Raw genomic sequence first — 15,835 nt, 5'->3', positions numbered from 1 at the left:
CCTGGGGGTTGAACCGATGTCGCGCAAGATAAAGCCAGCGTCGCCAACTGGTCAAATTATTTATCCAATTCGCCCCGGGGCCGGGTCGGTTTCACAGCTGCGGCTTCATATCACCTTCAGCTAAACTGGCTGTTTGCGTCCTCTGGAGATTGCCTCTAGAGCAATTCCAGGAATAGTGTGAAACGGTTTTCCGTCCGGAATTGCGCAGAATCAAAGAGATAGAGCGGTTCGGCGTTTCCGTGAAACGATGAACCGCTCTAGAGGGACATCATTGCCAAAGGGCTCAGAGAAGCCTGGGGGACCAGCCGTGCCAGACGCCGACCCGTCCAACCTCGAATTCCAGCTGCGCGCCAAAGCCGTGGGCGGCAGCGTCATGGGCTTTCCGGCGCATGAAGGTCGCCCCGGCGCGCTTGGCGAGGTCCACGCCCGGCCGCACCCGCTGGTCGACAAGCCGCGCGTGCTGGTGCAACTTTCCTTCATGACCGAAGCTGGATCCGGCGTCGATCAGGCCGTGCTTTCCGAATTGTCGCGACGCCTCGGCATCGCCGCGCCCGACCCTCACGCCCGCCACCACGCGATGAAATGGGGCAAAGGCTCGCTGCGCTGGGAACGGCACACGGAGTTCTCGACCTATCTCTGGGAAGGCCCGCTCGCCGAAAACGGCAGGGGGCAAGAAGACACACCCTTCGGCAACGGGTTTTCGCCGCCGGGCACGGTGATTTCCGGCATCAGGCTGGAAATCCGCAAATGGACGCCGGCGAACGAAAAACTGATCGCCGGCTTCGACCCGACCAGCCTGTGCTACTCGCTGGTCGAGCGCGGCAACGCAGCCATCGTCACCGATTTCCGTCAGGATGGCGACGGCTTGACCCGCATGCTGGTGCTCGACCGCGGCCTGACGCCGGCGCGCACCGGGGCACTGTCGCAGCGGCTGATCGACATCGAAACTTACCGCACGCTGGCCATGCTCGGCCTGCCACTGGCGCTGACGCTTTCGGGGCGTGCTCGCCGCATCGAGGACAGGCTGGCCCAGACCACGCTGGAAATGAAGGTCGCCGAGACCCGGGACAGCCAGACGCTACTTGCCGACTTGACCGAACTGGCCGCCGAGCTGGAGGCCGATGCCGCCTCCAGCCTCTACCGCTTCGGCGCCAGCCGCGCCTATGACGGCATCGTCCGCGAACGGCTGGAGGCGCTCGAGGAAGAGGCGGTGCCCGGCTACGACACCTGGGGTGGTTTTCTGCAGCGCCGCGTCGCGCCGGCGATGCGTACCTGCCGTTCGGTCGAGGAGCGTCAGGCCAACCTGTCGACGAAGCTCACCCGTGCCACCACGCTGCTGCGCACCTGGGTCGACGTCGAGGTCGAGAAGCAGAACCGCGATCTTTTGGCATCGATGAACAATCGCGCCCGCCTGCAATTGCGTCTGCAGCAGACGGTGGAGGGGCTCTCGGTCGCCGCCGTTTCCTATTATGTCGTCGGCCTCATCGGCTACGTCGCCAAGGGCGCCTCGATCTTCGGCCATGCCTTCGCGCCGGAAATGGTCACCGCCGCCTCGGTGCCGCTCGCCGTCGTGCTCGTCTGGTGGGGCGTGCGCCGTGTCCGCCGCATGCACTCCGAACCCGGCAAGCAGCCGGGCGAGTAGTGTCGGGCGCAGCGGCAGATTGCCGCTGCGGAAGGCTGTGCCGGCCATAGCCTCTCATCCCGGCCAAAGCGGCATTTGCAACCGGCGGCCGTCGCTGGTAAAAGATTTTTACCAGTCGATCGAAGGAGGCTGTCGATGTCCGGCCTTGCCATGCCGAAACCAGACGACGCCACGATGCGCCGGCGCGACGAGATCGTCGCCGATATGCGCATCATCGTGCCGGGCGAGGGCGTCGTCGATGCCGCCAATGCAATGCGGGCCTTCGAGAGCGACGGGCTCACCGCCTACCGGCAATTGCCGCTGGTCGTTGTACTGCCGCAAACCGTGGCGCAGGTCTCGCGCGTGCTGAAATATTGCAGCGACCGCAATGTCCGCGTCGTGCCGCGCGGCTCCGGCACCTCGCTCTCCGGCGGCGCGCTGCCGCTGGAGGACGCGGTGCTGCTGGTGATGAGCCGCTTCAATCGCATCCTCGAGATCGATTTTCAGAACCGCATCGTCGTCGCCCAGCCCGGCGTTACCAATCTCGGCATCACCACCGCCGTCGAGCAGGAGGGCTTCTATTACGCCCCCGATCCATCCTCCCAGATCGCCTGCTCGATCGGCGGCAATGTCGCGGAAAATTCCGGCGGCGTGCACTGCCTGAAATACGGTCTCACCGCCAACAATGTGCTCGGCATCGAGATGGTGCTGATGAATGGCGAGGTGGTCCGCCTCGGCGGCAGCCATCTCGACGCGGAAGGCTACGACCTGCTCGGCGTCATGACCGGCTCCGAAGGACTGCTCGGTGTCGTCACCGAGGTCACCGTGCGCATCCTGAAGAAGCCGGAGACGGCGCGGGCGCTGCTGATCGGCTTTCCGACCAGCGAGCAGGCCGGCCAATGCGTCGCCGACATCATCGGCGCCGGCATCATCCCGGGCGGCATGGAGATGATGGACCGCCCGGCCATCCACGCCGCCGAGGATTTCGTCCAGGCCGGCTATCCCCTGGATGTCGAGGCGCTGCTGATCGTCGAACTGGATGGGCCGGGTGTCGAGGTCGACCATCTAATCGGCCTGGTCGAAGCCATTGCCTACAGGAACGGCTCGACCACATGCCGCACGTCGCAGTCGGAGCAGGAGCGGCTGAGTTTCTGGGCCGGCCGCAAGGCAGCCTTCCCGGCGGTCGGCCGCATCTCGCCCGACTATTACTGCATGGACGGCACCATACCGCGCAAGGAACTGCCGCGCGTCCTCGCCGGCATGCGCGAACTGTCGCAGAAATACGGGCTCGGCGTCGCCAATGTCTTCCACGCCGGCGACGGCAATCTGCACCCGCTGATCCTCTATGACGCCAATGTGCCGGGCGAACTCGACAAGGCGGAAAGCTTCGGCGCCGACATATTGCGGCTCTGCGTCAAGGTCGGCGGCGTGCTGACCGGCGAGCACGGGGTCGGCGTCGAGAAGCGCGACCTGATGCCGGAAATGTTCAACCAGATCGACCTCGACCAGCAGATGCGCGTCAAATGCGCCTTCGACCCCAACCACCTGCTCAACCCGGGCAAGGTATTTCCGCAGCTGAGGCGATGCGCCGAACTCGGGCGGATGCACGTGCATCGCGGGCAACTGGCGTTCCCGGACATTCCGAGGTTTTGATCGGGATGTTGGCGCTTGAACACCCCCCTCTGTCCTGCCGGACATCTCCCCCTCAAGGGGGGAGATCGGATGTCACTTCGGCTTTCGCCAATCTTCAAAAAAGAGCTCCGTCCGCAAGGCTGCCAATCTCCCCCCTAGAGGGGGAGATGTCCGGCAGGACAGAGGGGGGCGCGAAGGAACGCGGCGTATCGCCATGACCACCTTCACCCCCTCAACCGCCGCGGAAACCCTCTCCACCATCGCTTGGGCAGCCGCGGAAGACTCGCCGCTCGAAATCATCGGCCATGGTTCCAAGCGCGGCATCGGCCGGCCGCAGCAGGGCGAGCATACGCTCGACCTTTCCAAACTCTCCGGCGTCACGCTCTATGAGCCGGCCGAGCTGGTGCTGTCGGCGAAAGCCGGCACGCCGCTGGCAGAGATCGAAAGCCTGCTTGCCGAAAACGGCCAGCAACTGGCCTTCGAGCCGATGGACTACGGCCCGCTGCTCGGCGGTGAGGCAGCGCGAGGCACGATCGGCGGCGCACTCGCCGCGAACCTTTCCGGCCCGCGGCGGCTGAAGGCCGGGGCTGCGCGCGACCATATCCTCGGCATAGCGGCCGTTTCCGGGCGCGGCGAGGCCTTCAAGTCGGGCGGCCGCGTGGTCAAGAATGTCACCGGCTATGATCTCTCCAAGCTGATGGCCAACAGCTGGGGCACGCTGGCGGTGCTCACCGACGTCACCTTCAAGGTGCTGCCTTCAGCCGAGACAGAGGCCACGCTCGCAATCCGCGGCCTGCTCGACGATCATGCCGCCGCCGCCATGGCGCTGGCGCTGGGCACGAGCGCGGAAGTGTCGAGTGCGGCCCATCTTCCCGAACGGGTCGCCGCGCGCGTCGCCGGTGGCAGTCTCGGCACAGATGCGGCGACGCTGCTGCGCATCGAGGGTTTCGGCCCATCGGTCGCCTACCGCATCGCCGCGCTGAAAGACCTGCTGAAAAACGCCGGGCCGCTGCAGGAGATTTCCGGTTCGGTCTCGTATTCGGTCTGGCGCGATATCCGCGACTGCGCGCCGTTCGCCGACGGCAGCGAAAGGCCGGTGTGGCGCGTCTCGATGGCGCCGTCGCAGGGCCACCGTATGGTGCTGGCGCTGCGCATGCAGGCCGCGGTCGATGCCCTCTACGATTGGCAGGGCGGGCTGATCTGGCTGCGCATGCAGCAGGACGATCCCGAGGCCGGCCTGTTGCGCGGCTTGATCAAAAAACATGGCGGCGGCCATGCGACGCTGGTGCGTGCCGCCCCTGCGCACCGCGCTGCGATACCGGTGTTCGAACCGCAAGCGCCGCAACTGGCAGCACTGTCGGCGCGGCTGAAGGCCGAATTCGACCCGAAGAACATCCTCAATCCCGGGCGTATGGCGCCGGGCGCAGGCTCTGCTACTCTCGCCCCGGCAACCGAGGGAGAAGCACAATGAGCGATCCAGGTCAAAACGGTACGTCACGCCAGACCGACCGCTGGCTGGAGCCCGGTCCGACCAATGCGCTGGTCATCTACATCCTCTATCTCGCCGGCCTAGCCATCGGCGTCAGCGGCATTGTCGGCATCGTCCTGGCCTATATCAATCGCGGCAAGGCCGGCGGCTTCGTCGAGAGCCATTACACATTCCTGATCCGCACCTTCTGGATCGGCCTGCTCTATGCGCTGATCTCGGCGCTGCTGATGATCGTGGTCATTGGTGTCGTGCTGATGGTTGCCGTTGCCGTCTGGTTCATCGCCCGCTGCATTCTCGGCCTGCAGGCGCTGCAGCGCGGCGAGCCGGTCAAGAACCCGGAAAGCTGGTTCCTCGGGCTATGAGCATGATCCCAAAAAGTGGGTACCGGTTTTTGGAAAAGATCATGCTCAAACGGTAAGGATTCGTTTACGTGCAGACCTCCTTTTCGCTTGCCCAGCTCGCCGATCCGCATGTCGCGGAATCGGAGAAGATCCTGCGCAAATGCGTGCATTGCGGCTTCTGTACCGCCACCTGCCCGACCTATGTGACGCTCGGCAACGAACTGGATTCACCGCGCGGCCGGATCTACCTGATCAAGGACATGCTGGAAAACGGCCGTCCGGCAGACAAGGAGATCGTCACCCATATCGACCGCTGCCTGTCCTGCCTTGCCTGCATGACCACCTGCCCGTCGGGCGTCAATTACATGCATCTGGTCGACCACGCCCGCGCCCATATCGAGGAGACCTACAAGCGTCCGCTGGCCGATCGTCTGACGCGCGCCATGCTGGCCTTCGTGCTGCCTTATCCCTCGCGTTTTCGCGCGGCGCTCAAGCTGGCGAAGCTCGGCCAGCCATTCGCCGGCCTGTTTGAGAAAATCCAGGCCTTGAGGCCTCTGGGCGCCATGCTGAGGCTCGCACCGGCGTCGGTCCCGGCAGGCTCGCCGATGGCCTCGCCGGCCGTCCATGCCGGGCAGGGAGCGAAGAAAAATGGCCGCGTCGCCATCCTCACCGGCTGCGCGCAATCCGTGCTCGATCCTGGCATCAACGAAACTGCGATTTCGCTGCTGACCCGGCTTGGCGTCGAGGTCGTGGTGCCCCAGGGCGAGGGCTGCTGCGGCGCGCTGGTGCATCACATGGGACGCGAGGACGCTGCCTTGGCCTCCGCCCGGCGGAACGTCGACGCCTGGACGCGCGCGATCGAGCAAGGCGGGCTCGACGCGATAATCATTACTGCCTCCGGGTGCGGCACCACCATCAAGGATTACGGCTTCCTGCTGCGCCTCGATCCGGCCTATGTCGACAAGGCGGCGCGCGTCTCGGCGCTGGCCAGGGACATCACCGAATATCTGGCAGGCCTCGACCTGCCGGAGCCGGTGCGCAAGCCGGGCACGGTCGTCGCCTATCATTCCGCCTGCTCGATGCAGCACGGCCAGAAGATCACCCGCCAGCCGAAGGAGCTTCTGGCTAGAGCTGGCTTCGTCGTGCGCGAGCCGCGCGAAGGGCATTTGTGCTGCGGGTCCGCCGGCACCTACAACATCCTGCAGCCCGGGATTTCGGCGACGCTGCGCGACCGCAAGGTCAGGAATATCGAAGCGACCGGTGCTGAAATCGTCGCCACCGGCAATATCGGCTGCATCACCCAGATCGCCTCGGCTGCGAAGATGCCGGTGGTGCACACGATAAAACTGCTCGACTGGGCTTATGGTGGGCCGAAGCCCGAAGGCGTTCGCGAAGAGAGGGCAGTCGTCACGGCCAAGTGATCCGCCAGTCGCCTACTCTGCCGCCAGTCTGTCCGCCGTGCCGTAGGTCGCCTGGTAGCGTGCCCGCTGCCGGCTGAGCGCCACCATCGTGTTGCGCAGCAGGATCGCCACGGTGATCGGGCCGACGCCGCCCGGCACCGGCGTGATCCAAGACGCGACATGCTTGACGCTCTCGGTATCGACGTCGCCGACGATGCGGCTTTCGCCGTCCGGCCCGATCTCCGAATTGATGCCGATATCGATTACGGCGGCGCCTGGCTTGACCATGTCGGCCTTGATCAGCCGCGGCTTGCCGACGGCGACGAACAGCGCGTCGGCGCGGCGTGCGTGTGCCGCCACCGAACGCGTCATGTGGTGACAGACGGTCACCGTCGCGCCTTCGCTCATCAAAAGGAAAGCGATCGGCTTGCCGACGATCTCTGAATGGCCAACGACCACCACTTCGAGCCCCTTGAGGTCGAGGCCGGTTTCCCTGAGCAGTTCGACCGAAGCGGCCGCGGTGCAGGGCGCCAGGTCGAGCTGGTTATAGACGATGTTGCCGATCGAGGCCGGATGCATGCCCTCGACATCCTTGAGCGGATGCACCGCCGCCTGCAGCGTCTTGATCGGGATGTGCACCGGTACCGGACGCTGGATGATGATGCCGGTGACGCGCGGGTCGGCGTTCAGGCCGTGGATCGCCGCTTCGAGTTCGCCGGCGGTGATGTCGGCGCGAAAACGCCTTTCCTCGAAGCCGATGCCGGCAAGCCCCGCCTTGGCGCGCTGGTTGCGGACATAGACGTCGACCGCCGCGGTGTCGCCGACGGTGATCGACACCAGCTTGGGCGGAAAGCCTTCGGCCGTGGCGATTGCCGCGTCCTCGCGCACGCCGGCGATGATGCGTTGGGCAACCGGGCCGCCCCTGAGATAGCGGCTGTCGTCGGAGAGGGTCATCGGGATAGGGCCTTTGTCTGGAACTTTAGCCGCCACATAGCAAAGCAACCGCGAAAAGGCAGCGCGAAAAACGAACCGCTATGCCGGTCGCGCGACGTGCCGGCGAAATCTTCCCGGCAATTCTTGCTGGCGTTGGCGGAAACAAAAAGGGCAGCACGGCTTGCCGCGCTGCCCTTTCGTGACTGGCCGTATCCCCACACGGCCCGTCCCCCGTTATTCATTCATCTGGCCTCAGAAAGCCAAAGCGAATGTCTTTCTAGACCAGATGATTCGCTGCGGCAACTATATCACCACCACCGTTGTTCCGATATTCACGCGTTCGTAAAGATCGACCACGTCCTCGTTGCGCATGCGGATGCAGCCCGACGACACCGCGCCGCCGATCGTCCAGGGCTGGTTGGTGCCGTGGATGCGGTACTCGGTCGAGCCGAGATAGAGCGCGCGCGCGCCGAGCGGGTTTTCCATGCCGCCGGCGAGATAGGTCGGCAGATAACGGCCCTTGGCGGCTTCGCGGGCGATCATCACCGTCGGCGGCCGCCAGTCCGGCCAGACCCGCTTGTTGGTGATCTTGTGGGTGCCGGACCATTCGAAGCCCGGCTTGCCGGTGCCGACGCCATAGCGCCGCGCCTTGCCGTTCTTCTCGACCAGATAGAGGAAATTCTCTCGCGTATCGATGACGATCGTGCCCGGCTTCTGCGGGCCGTCATACGCGACCTCCTGCGGTAGATAGATAGGGTCGATCTGCGGCCGCATCACCATGCGCTTGGCCGGTGCCTGCAGCGCTGCGGTGCGCAGCTGATCCGGTTCCGCCAGCCGCCGGTAGCGCCGTTGCGGCTGCACTTCTTGCCGGCTCTGCCGCACGATGCCCGGCGCATGGCCGAGCTGCAGCACCCAGGGCGCCGAAAGGTCGGGGCTGACCACCACCGGCGGCCTCTCGGCATAGCGGTCGTTGGCATTGGCGGCGCCGGCCGCAAGCACGGCGGCGGCGCCGAACAGTGGGAACAAGAATATCTTCATCGCAACGCACCTTGATCGTCGAACATGCCGGGGTGCAAAGCCTCCCCGATTTCGCCGACATTGGGCGCGAAGCGGCAACCGAAACATGAATCGGAATGCGTAAAATGCCGATCTGTCAGTAAAGCTTTTGGTGTGGTTACCGCCGGGTTCAGGAATCTGGTAAAGCCGCGGTAAAGGCCGCGTCAAAACGCGTTAACGTCAAGACACGAACGGAATTCCGCCATGGACGAAAAGACAGGTCTGCTTGCCGGTGCCGACGGCATCGCCCGCTGCTTCTGGCACGGCAACCTGCCGGATTATCTGCACTACCACGATCACGAATGGGGCCGGCCGGTCGCCGACGACCGCCGGCTGTTCGAAAAGATCTGCCTCGAAGGCTTTCAGTCGGGCCTGTCCTGGCTGACCATATTGCGCAAGCGCGACAATTTCCGCGAGGCGTTTGCCGGCTTCGATGTCGACAAGATCGCCGCCTTCACCGATGAAGACGTCGAGCGCCTGGTCGGCAATGCCGGCATCATCCGCCACCGCGGCAAGATCGTCTCGACCATCAACAACGCCAAGCGCGCCCGCGAACTCATCGACGAGGCCGGCTCGCTGGCCGCCTGGTTCTGGAAGTTCGAGCCCGGACCGGACGAGCGGCCCGAGATCGTCGACCTCGCCCATCTGCGCGCCAATCCGACGACGGCGGTTTCGGTCCGCATTTCGAAGGAGCTGAAGAAGCGCGGCTGGAGCTTTGTCGGCCCGACCACCGTCTACGCCTTCATGCAGGCGATGGGGCTGGTCAACGACCATCTCGAGGGCTGCGTCTGCCGCGAGCCGGTCGAGGCGGAGCGGAAAGCGTTCAAGCGGCCGAAGTAGCGGCTCAGGCGCCGCCGGCGCCGGCCAGGAAAAATCCGGCGAGGATGGCCGCCAGCGCGGCGAACACCGGATAAATCACCAGCAGGCCGGTCATCAGCACGTCGCGCATGGTCGGCCCGCTGCGCTGTTGCGCCGCGATCTCGAACGGTCCGGCGATTTGCTTCGTCTTCGGCGCATAACCATCGGCCGGCCGCAGCCGGACCGAGACGTCGCGTGCGCCGCTATCGATGATGTCGAACTTCTGTAGCGTGGCCATAGCCCCGAACCCCGTGTTTCGGCGCGCTTATCGGCCCGGATTGTGTCGGCACGATGCCGCGCGCATGGCGCAATTGTTTCAGCTTCTTTTTCTTGCCTCCTCACGCAAGGGGAGCAGGGAGAAGCGCAAACCCTTGCCTTCTCCGGGCTGCATCGGTAGGACACGCCGACCCGAAATAAGTCACCAATTGCTTAGCAAAGTACCCATCCCATGGCCGACAAATCCGAAAAGATGAAAGCGCGGCTGCCGCGCGGCTTTGTCGACCGCGGCGCCGACGATCTGCGCGCTGTCGAGAAGATGATGGCGACGATCCGCTCGGTCTTCGAGCTCTACGGTTTCGAGCCGGTCGACCAGCCGCTGATCGAATACACCGATGCGCTGGGTAAGTTTCTGCCCGACCAGGACCGGCCGAACGAGGGCGTGTTCTCGTTCCAGGACGACGACGACCAGTGGCTGTCGCTGCGCTACGACCTGACCGCGCCGATGGCGCGCTTTGTCGCCGAGAATTTCGAGCGTCTGCCGAAACCCTATCGCAGCTATCGCTCCGGCTGGGTGTTCCGCAACGAAAAGCCCGGTCCTGGCCGCTTCCGCCAGTTCATGCAGTTCGACGCCGACACGGTCGGCACGCCGGGCGTCGCCGCCGACGCCGAGATGGCGATGATGATGGCCGATGTGATGGAGGCGCTCGGCATCAAGCGCGGCGACTACGTCGTCCGCGTCAACAACCGAAAAGTGCTCGATGGCGTGCTGGAGGCGATCGGCCTCGGCGGCGACGAGAATATCGGCCGCCGGCTGACCGTGCTGCGGGCGATCGACAAGCTGGACAAGCTTGGCGTCGCGGGCGTGCGCCTGCTTCTGGGCGCCGGGCGCAAGGACGAGAGTGGTGATTTCACCAAGGGCGCCGGGCTGGACAATACGCAAATCGACGTTGTCATCAGCTATTTCACAGTCATGGCGCAGCACGATCCCGAAAAAATTGTCCAGACACTGGGATCCATCAACCCCGGTCTCAGCAATCTTATCGAGGAAAGGAAACTCGAACATCTGGGCATCACGAACGCCTCGTTTGTCGAGGGCCTTGCAGAGTTGGAGCAGATAAGAACCATGGTCGCACAAAGCGGCTACGGTGAGGATCGCATCCGCATCGACCCCTCTGTCGTGCGTGGCCTCGAATATTACACCGGCCCGGTCTATGAGGCCGAGCTGCTGGCCGAGATCCCCAACGAGGACGGGCAGATCGTGCGCTTCGGCTCGGTTGGCGGCGGCGGTCGCTATGACGGTCTGGTCTCGCGCTTCCGTGGCGAGCCGGTGCCGGCGACCGGTTTTTCCATCGGCGTCTCCCGCCTGATGACGGCGCTGAAGAACCTCGGCAAGCTCGATACTTCCGATGTCATCGCGCCGGTCGTCGTGCTGACCATGGACAAGGACACGGAAAGCCTCGGCCGCTACCAGAAGATGGTGGCCGAGCTGCGCGCCGCCGGCATCCGCTCGGAAATGTATCTCGGCGGCGCCGGCATGAAGGCGCAGCTGAAATATGCCGACCGCCGCGGCAGCCCGGTCGCCATCATCCAGGGCGGCGACGAGCGCGCCAAGGGCGAGCTGCAGATCAAGGACCTGATCGAGGGCGCGAAGATGTCGGCCGAGATCGCCGACAACGCCGAATGGCGCGCCGCACGACCGGCGCAGGTGACGGTGGCGGAAGGCGAGCTGGTCGCCGAGGTGAAGAAGATACTGGCGGCGCAGGCGGCCGACCGGGCGAAAGGTGGCGCGTGAGCACCCCCCTCTGGCCTGCCGGCCATCTCCCCCTCAAGGGGGGAGATCAATCTCGCCGCCGCCGTCGCCAAGTTTTCAAAACAGCAAGCGATGCGCCGACCGCGAAGCTGCCAATCTCCCCCCTTGAGGGGGAGATGCCAAGTAGTGGCAAAGAGGGCAGGCCAGAGGGGGGTGCCTCGCGCCCCACATCCCCATGACCTCCCGCTATCCCGCCATCGCATCCGACATCGCGACGCTCTTCGCCGCGCGCAACACTCATGCGGTCGAAGTCGCTGTGCTGCAGCCGGCCGATCCGTTCCTCGACATGGCCGGCGAGGATTTGCGGCGCCGAATTTTTCTCACCGAAAGCGAGACCGGGCAGACGCTTTGCCTGCGGCCGGAATTCACCATTCCGGTCTGCCTCGACCACATTGCCAGCCAGGCCGGCACGCCGCGCCGCTACTCCTATCTCGGCGAGGTGTTTCGCCAGCGCCGCGAGGGCGGCAACGAGTTCTTCCAGGCCGGCATCGAGGACCTCGGCGACCGCGACACGGCCGCCGCCGACGCGCGCTCGCTGGCCGATGCGCATGCGCTGCTTTCGCTGGTGCTGCCCGGCCGGGAGCTGGCGGTGACGCTCGGCGACCAGACCATTTTCGAGGCGGTGCTGGCAGCGCTTGGCCTGCCGCGCGGCTGGCGCATGCGGCTGGCCCGCGCCTTCGGCTCGGCGCCGATGCTCGAGGCTGCCCTTGCCGACCTCGCCAATCCGCCGCGCAACAGCCAGCTCGCCGGCCCGGTCGCCGCCCTTGTCCTCGACGGCGATCTGGAAGCTCTTTCGGCGCATATCGCCGGCGGCATGGAACAGGCCGGCCTGTCGGCAACAGCCGGGCGTTCGCCGTCCGAGATTGCGCGGCGCCTGATCGAGAAGGCCGAGCTGCGCAGCGTGCGGCTGTCGAACGAGGCATTTGCGGCGCTGAAGGGGTTTCTGGCGATCGACGTGCCGCTCGATAGCGCCGCCCCGGCGCTAGAAACTTTCGCGGCCGATGCCGGGCTTTCGCTGGGGGCTGCGCTGGAGAATTTTTCTGCCCGCGCCGCGGCGATCGAAAGCCTCGGCCTGCCGATGTCTGAAATCCGCTACGACGCCGCCTTCGGCCGTCCGCTCGATTACTACACCGGCCTCGTCTTCGAGATCGCGGCGCAGGACGGCGACCGGCCGCTGGCCGGCGGTGGCCGCTACGACCGGCTGCTGACGCTGCTCGGCGCAAAAACGCCGATCCCCGGCGTCGGCTTTTCCGTCTGGCTCGACCGCATCGAGGCGCTGCGGGAGACGGCGCCATGATCACGCTGGCGATCCCGTCGAAAGGCCGGCTCAAGGAGCAGGCGCTGGAGGTGCTGGCCAAGGCGGGGCTTGCCGTCAGCCTGCCTGGCGACGAGCGCAAATACCGCGCCCGCATCGATGGCCTGGACGGCGTCGAGGTGGCGTTCCTGTCGGCCTCCGAGATTGCCGGCGAGATCGGCCAGGGCTCGGTCGATCTCGGCATCACCGGCGAGGATTTGCTGCGCGAAAACCTCGCCGATTGCGAGGCGCGCGCCGAAATCATCGCCCGCCTCGGTTTCGGCAATGCCGATGTCGTCGTCGCCGTGCCCGACATCTGGCTCGACGTCGACACGATGGCCGACCTCGACGACGTCGCCGCCGATTTTCGCCAGCGCCATGGCCGGCGACTCAGGATCGCCACCAAATACTGGCGCCTGACCCAGCAGTTCTTTTCGCAAAAGCATGGCATCCAGGTCTACCGCATCGTCGAAAGCCTCGGCGCCACCGAAGGCGCGCCGGCTGCGGGATTGGCCGACATCGTCGTCGACATCACCACGTCAGGCTCGACCCTGCGCGCCAACCATCTGAAAGTGCTGGCCGATGGGGTGATCCTGCGCTCGCAGGCCTGCCTCGTGGCGTCGCGGAAGATGCGCGCCGCGGCCGACGAGGCGGTGTTGCGGGATGTTGCGGCCAGGATGGCGTCGCGGCCAATCTCCCCCCTTGAGGGGGAGATGTCGCCGTAGGCGACAGAGGGGGTCGGTTCGCCTTGACGCGACTCCCTTAACGACAGAACAGGCTGGTGCTCCACGCGAGACGACCCCCTCTGGCCTGCCCTCTTTTGGCACCACTTGGCATCTCCCCCTCAAGGAGGGAGATGAGCAGCTTGGCCGCTGGTGCCTGAAGCGATTTCCCTATAACACAGCAATTTTGTTCTTGCTTTGTGCCGGCAGCTATGCTACTAATCCCGCTATGGTGCCAATTGGCCCCGAAGACCCGCCCGCCGAGGCGGGTTTTTTGTTTTCGGCCCTGACAGGCGAGTTCCAACCCCAGCCCTACCATCGACGGGATTTCCACCACCCCGCCGGGCTGATAGGCTCGGCCTGTCTGCGGAGGACACGGCGATGCCGATCAATCTCGACGAGTTGAAGAATGCCGCCAGCCTGCGCGGCAAGGGCGAGGGTGGCTCGTTCATTGCGCCGGTCGACGGCACCGCGCATGTCTCCGGTGACCGCAGCGTGCCGCTCCTCAACCTGACGATCCCGGCGCTGTTTGCCGACACCGTCGGCAAATACGGCACGCTCGATGCCGCCGTCTTCGTCGAGCAGGACAAGCGCTTTACCTGGGAGGAACTGTCGGACACGGTCGATGCGCTGGCCGCCGGCTTCCTGGTGCTCGGCCTCGAGAAAGGCGATCGCGTCGGCATCTGGTCGCCGAACCGCTGGGAATGGCTGGTGACGCAATTCGCCACCGCCCGCATCGGCCTGATCCTGGTCAACATCAACCCGGCCTACCGGCTGGTCGAACTGGAATATGCCTTGAACAGGGTCGGCTGCAAGGCGCTGGTCACCGCCGCCAAATTCAGGAGTTCCGACTATCTCGGCATGATCGAGACGCTGGCGCCGGAGATTGCCAAGGCCACCCCGGGCAAGCTCGAAGCCAACAGACTGCCGGCGCTGAAGATCGTCATCCGCATGGACGAGGAGAGTTCGCCGGGCATGTTCAACTTCGCCGACGTGCTGGCGATGGCCGGGCGCGACGAACATGACAGGCTCGACCGCATCACCGACGGGCTGAAACCGGACGACGCCATCAACATCCAGTTCACCAGCGGCACGACCGGCGCGCCGAAGGGCGCGACGCTGACCCACAACAACATCGTCAACAACGGCAATTTCGTCACTTCGGCAATCAGGCTCACCGTCGACGACCTGCTGTGCATCCCGGTGCCGCTCTACCATTGCTTCGGCATGTCGATGGGTACGATGGGCTGCGTCACCAAGGGCGCGACCATGGTTTTCCCGAGCGAGGGTTTCGATGCCGGCGCCACGCTGAAAGCGGTGGCAACGGAACGCTGCACCGCGCTCTACGGCGTACCGACCATGTTCGTCGGCCTGCTCGATCATCCGGAGTTCGCCTCCTTCGATCTCACCAGCCTGCGCACCGGCATTATGGCCGGCTCGCCATGCCCGATCGAGGTGATGAAAAAGGTGGTGTCGCTGATGCATATGGCCGAGGTGACCATCGCCTATGGCATGACCGAAACCAGCCCGGTGTCGTTCCAGAGCAGCGTCGACGATCCCCTGGAAAAGCGCGTTTCGACCGTCGGCCGCGTCCATCCGCATGTCGAGGTCAAGGCCATCGACGCCGAAGGCGCCACCGTCGCGGTCGGTGCGCCGGGCGAGCTCTGCACGCGCGGCTACTCCGTGATGAAGGGCTATTGGGACGACGAGCAGAAGACCCGCGAGGCCATCGACGCCGACGGCTGGATGCACACCGGCGACCTCGCCACCATCGATGCCGAGGGCTATTGCAACATCGTCGGTCGGGTCAAGGACATGGTCATCCGCGGCGGCGAGAACGTCTATCCGCGCGAGGTCGAGGAGTTCCTCTATCGCCACCCCAAGGTCAAGGAGGTGCAGGTGTTCGGCATTCCTGACCCGAAATATGGCGAGGAGCTGTGCGCCTGGATCGTGCTGAAGCCCGGCCAGATCACCACGGAGCAGGAGATCAAGGCCTTCTGCGCCGGCCAGATCGCCCATTTCAAAATCCCGCGCTACATCCGCTTCCGCACCGAATTGCCGATGACGGTGACCGGCAAGCCGCAGAAATTCCTGATGCGCCAGGCGATGATCGATGAACTGGGACTGGTGACGCAGAAGACGGCGTGAAAGACTTGCGTCTACGCGTGACGGAGGCGTTGTTTGGGCAACATATTGAGGGGGTGTTCCATGCGGATTGGGTTAAGCGTGCTTTTCCTGGCAACTCAGCTGGCAGCCACCGCGGCGCTGGCGCAGACGGCGGCCGAGCGTGAGGCCTGCCAGGCAGATTACCAAAAGTTGTGCAAGGGCGTGTTGCCGGGCGGTGGCCGCGTCGTCAAATGCCTGGCCGGTCACATGAGCGAGCTGACGCCCGAATGCAAGAAGGTCGTCAAGGCCAACACGCCCGGCTAGCGCGCGAGCTTCCCTGCGGGTGGAACGCAA

Annotated in this window: 14 protein-coding genes; 11 read left to right on the top strand and 3 right to left on the bottom strand. The window is 65.0% G+C overall.

Annotated features, from left to right (window positions below; genetic code table 11):
- Window positions 1–307 precede the first annotated feature (307 nt).
- From NKH13_RS15430 to glcF, 5 genes are all read left to right on the top strand, one after another.
- On the top strand, window positions 308–1,642 hold the full coding sequence (locus NKH13_RS15430) for a DUF3422 family protein (protein WP_352715445.1): 1,335 nt from the start codon (window positions 308–310) through the stop codon (window positions 1,640–1,642).
- A gap of 135 nt (window positions 1,643–1,777) precedes the next feature.
- The gene (locus tag NKH13_RS15425) at window positions 1,778–3,274 is read left to right on the top strand and encodes an FAD-linked oxidase C-terminal domain-containing protein (RefSeq protein ID WP_352715442.1); all 1,497 of its coding nucleotides are present in this window, start codon (window positions 1,778–1,780) and stop codon (window positions 3,272–3,274) included.
- A gap of 193 nt (window positions 3,275–3,467) precedes the next feature.
- Window positions 3,468–4,724, top strand: a complete 1,257-nt coding sequence (locus NKH13_RS15420) for an FAD-binding protein (protein WP_352715439.1) — start codon at window positions 3,468–3,470, stop codon at window positions 4,722–4,724.
- Window positions 4,721–5,104 carry a DUF4870 family protein gene (locus NKH13_RS15415; protein ID WP_352715436.1) on the top strand — a complete coding sequence of 128 codons (384 nt, stop codon included), beginning with the start codon at window positions 4,721–4,723 and terminating at the stop codon, window positions 5,102–5,104. The genes NKH13_RS15420 and NKH13_RS15415 overlap by 4 nt, the downstream gene beginning before the upstream one ends.
- 68 nt (window positions 5,105–5,172) lie before the next feature.
- Complete coding sequence (gene glcF, locus NKH13_RS15410; protein ID WP_352912913.1) at window positions 5,173–6,504, top strand: glycolate oxidase subunit GlcF; 1,332 nt, start codon at window positions 5,173–5,175, stop codon at window positions 6,502–6,504.
- A gap of 12 nt (window positions 6,505–6,516) precedes the next feature.
- On the opposite strand, the gene NKH13_RS15405 is transcribed toward glcF, so the two are convergent.
- Together NKH13_RS15405 and NKH13_RS15400 are read right to left on the bottom strand one after the other, a co-directional pair.
- Window positions 6,517–7,437 carry a bifunctional 5,10-methylenetetrahydrofolate dehydrogenase/5,10-methenyltetrahydrofolate cyclohydrolase gene (locus NKH13_RS15405; protein ID WP_352715431.1) on the bottom strand — a complete coding sequence of 307 codons (921 nt, stop codon included), beginning with the start codon at window positions 7,435–7,437 and terminating at the stop codon, window positions 6,517–6,519.
- 282 nt (window positions 7,438–7,719) lie between these two features.
- Window positions 7,720–8,454 carry a L,D-transpeptidase gene (locus NKH13_RS15400; protein WP_352912912.1) on the bottom strand — a complete coding sequence of 245 codons (735 nt, stop codon included), beginning with the start codon at window positions 8,452–8,454 and terminating at the stop codon, window positions 7,720–7,722.
- A gap of 222 nt (window positions 8,455–8,676) precedes the next feature.
- Here NKH13_RS15400 and NKH13_RS15395 point away from each other — a divergent pair, with 222 nt between their 5' ends.
- A complete protein-coding gene (locus NKH13_RS15395) occupies window positions 8,677–9,312 on the top strand; it encodes a DNA-3-methyladenine glycosylase I (protein ID WP_352715425.1) in 636 nt (211 codons plus the stop codon).
- Window positions 9,313–9,316: 4 nt separating this feature from the next.
- Here the strand turns inward: NKH13_RS15395 and NKH13_RS15390 are convergent, their stop codons facing one another.
- Window positions 9,317–9,568, bottom strand: coding sequence for a hypothetical protein (locus NKH13_RS15390; RefSeq protein WP_352715422.1), 252 nt, complete (start codon window positions 9,566–9,568; stop codon window positions 9,317–9,319).
- A gap of 210 nt (window positions 9,569–9,778) precedes the next feature.
- Here NKH13_RS15390 and hisS point away from each other — a divergent pair, with 210 nt between their 5' ends.
- The 5 genes from hisS (at window position 9,779) to NKH13_RS15365 (ending at window position 15,805) form a co-directional block, all read left to right on the top strand.
- Complete coding sequence (gene hisS, locus NKH13_RS15385) at window positions 9,779–11,341, top strand: histidine--tRNA ligase (RefSeq protein WP_352715419.1); 1,563 nt, start codon at window positions 9,779–9,781, stop codon at window positions 11,339–11,341.
- Between the two features lie 193 nt (window positions 11,342–11,534).
- Window positions 11,535–12,656 (top strand): ATP phosphoribosyltransferase regulatory subunit, encoded by a 1,122-nt coding sequence (locus NKH13_RS15380; protein ID WP_352715416.1) that lies wholly within the window; start codon window positions 11,535–11,537, stop codon window positions 12,654–12,656.
- Entirely contained in the window at window positions 12,653–13,378 is a 726-nt protein-coding gene (hisG, locus tag NKH13_RS15375; protein WP_352912911.1) for an ATP phosphoribosyltransferase, read from the top strand. Before NKH13_RS15380 ends, hisG begins: the two co-directional genes overlap by 4 nt.
- A gap of 378 nt (window positions 13,379–13,756) precedes the next feature.
- Window positions 13,757–15,523, top strand: coding sequence for an AMP-binding protein (locus NKH13_RS15370; protein ID WP_352715411.1), 1,767 nt, complete (start codon window positions 13,757–13,759; stop codon window positions 15,521–15,523).
- A gap of 60 nt (window positions 15,524–15,583) precedes the next feature.
- Window positions 15,584–15,805: a cysteine rich repeat-containing protein gene (locus tag NKH13_RS15365; protein ID WP_352715409.1), complete on the top strand. Its 222-nt coding sequence runs from the start codon at window positions 15,584–15,586 to the stop codon at window positions 15,803–15,805.
- Window positions 15,806–15,835 lie beyond the last annotated feature (30 nt).

Source organism: Mesorhizobium sp. M1348 (assembly GCF_040317925.1).
Taxonomy (GTDB): Bacteria; Pseudomonadota; Alphaproteobacteria; order Rhizobiales; family Rhizobiaceae; genus Mesorhizobium.
The sequence above is the reverse complement of the archived record's forward strand: the minus strand, read 5'-3'. Positions and strand labels throughout refer to the sequence as shown.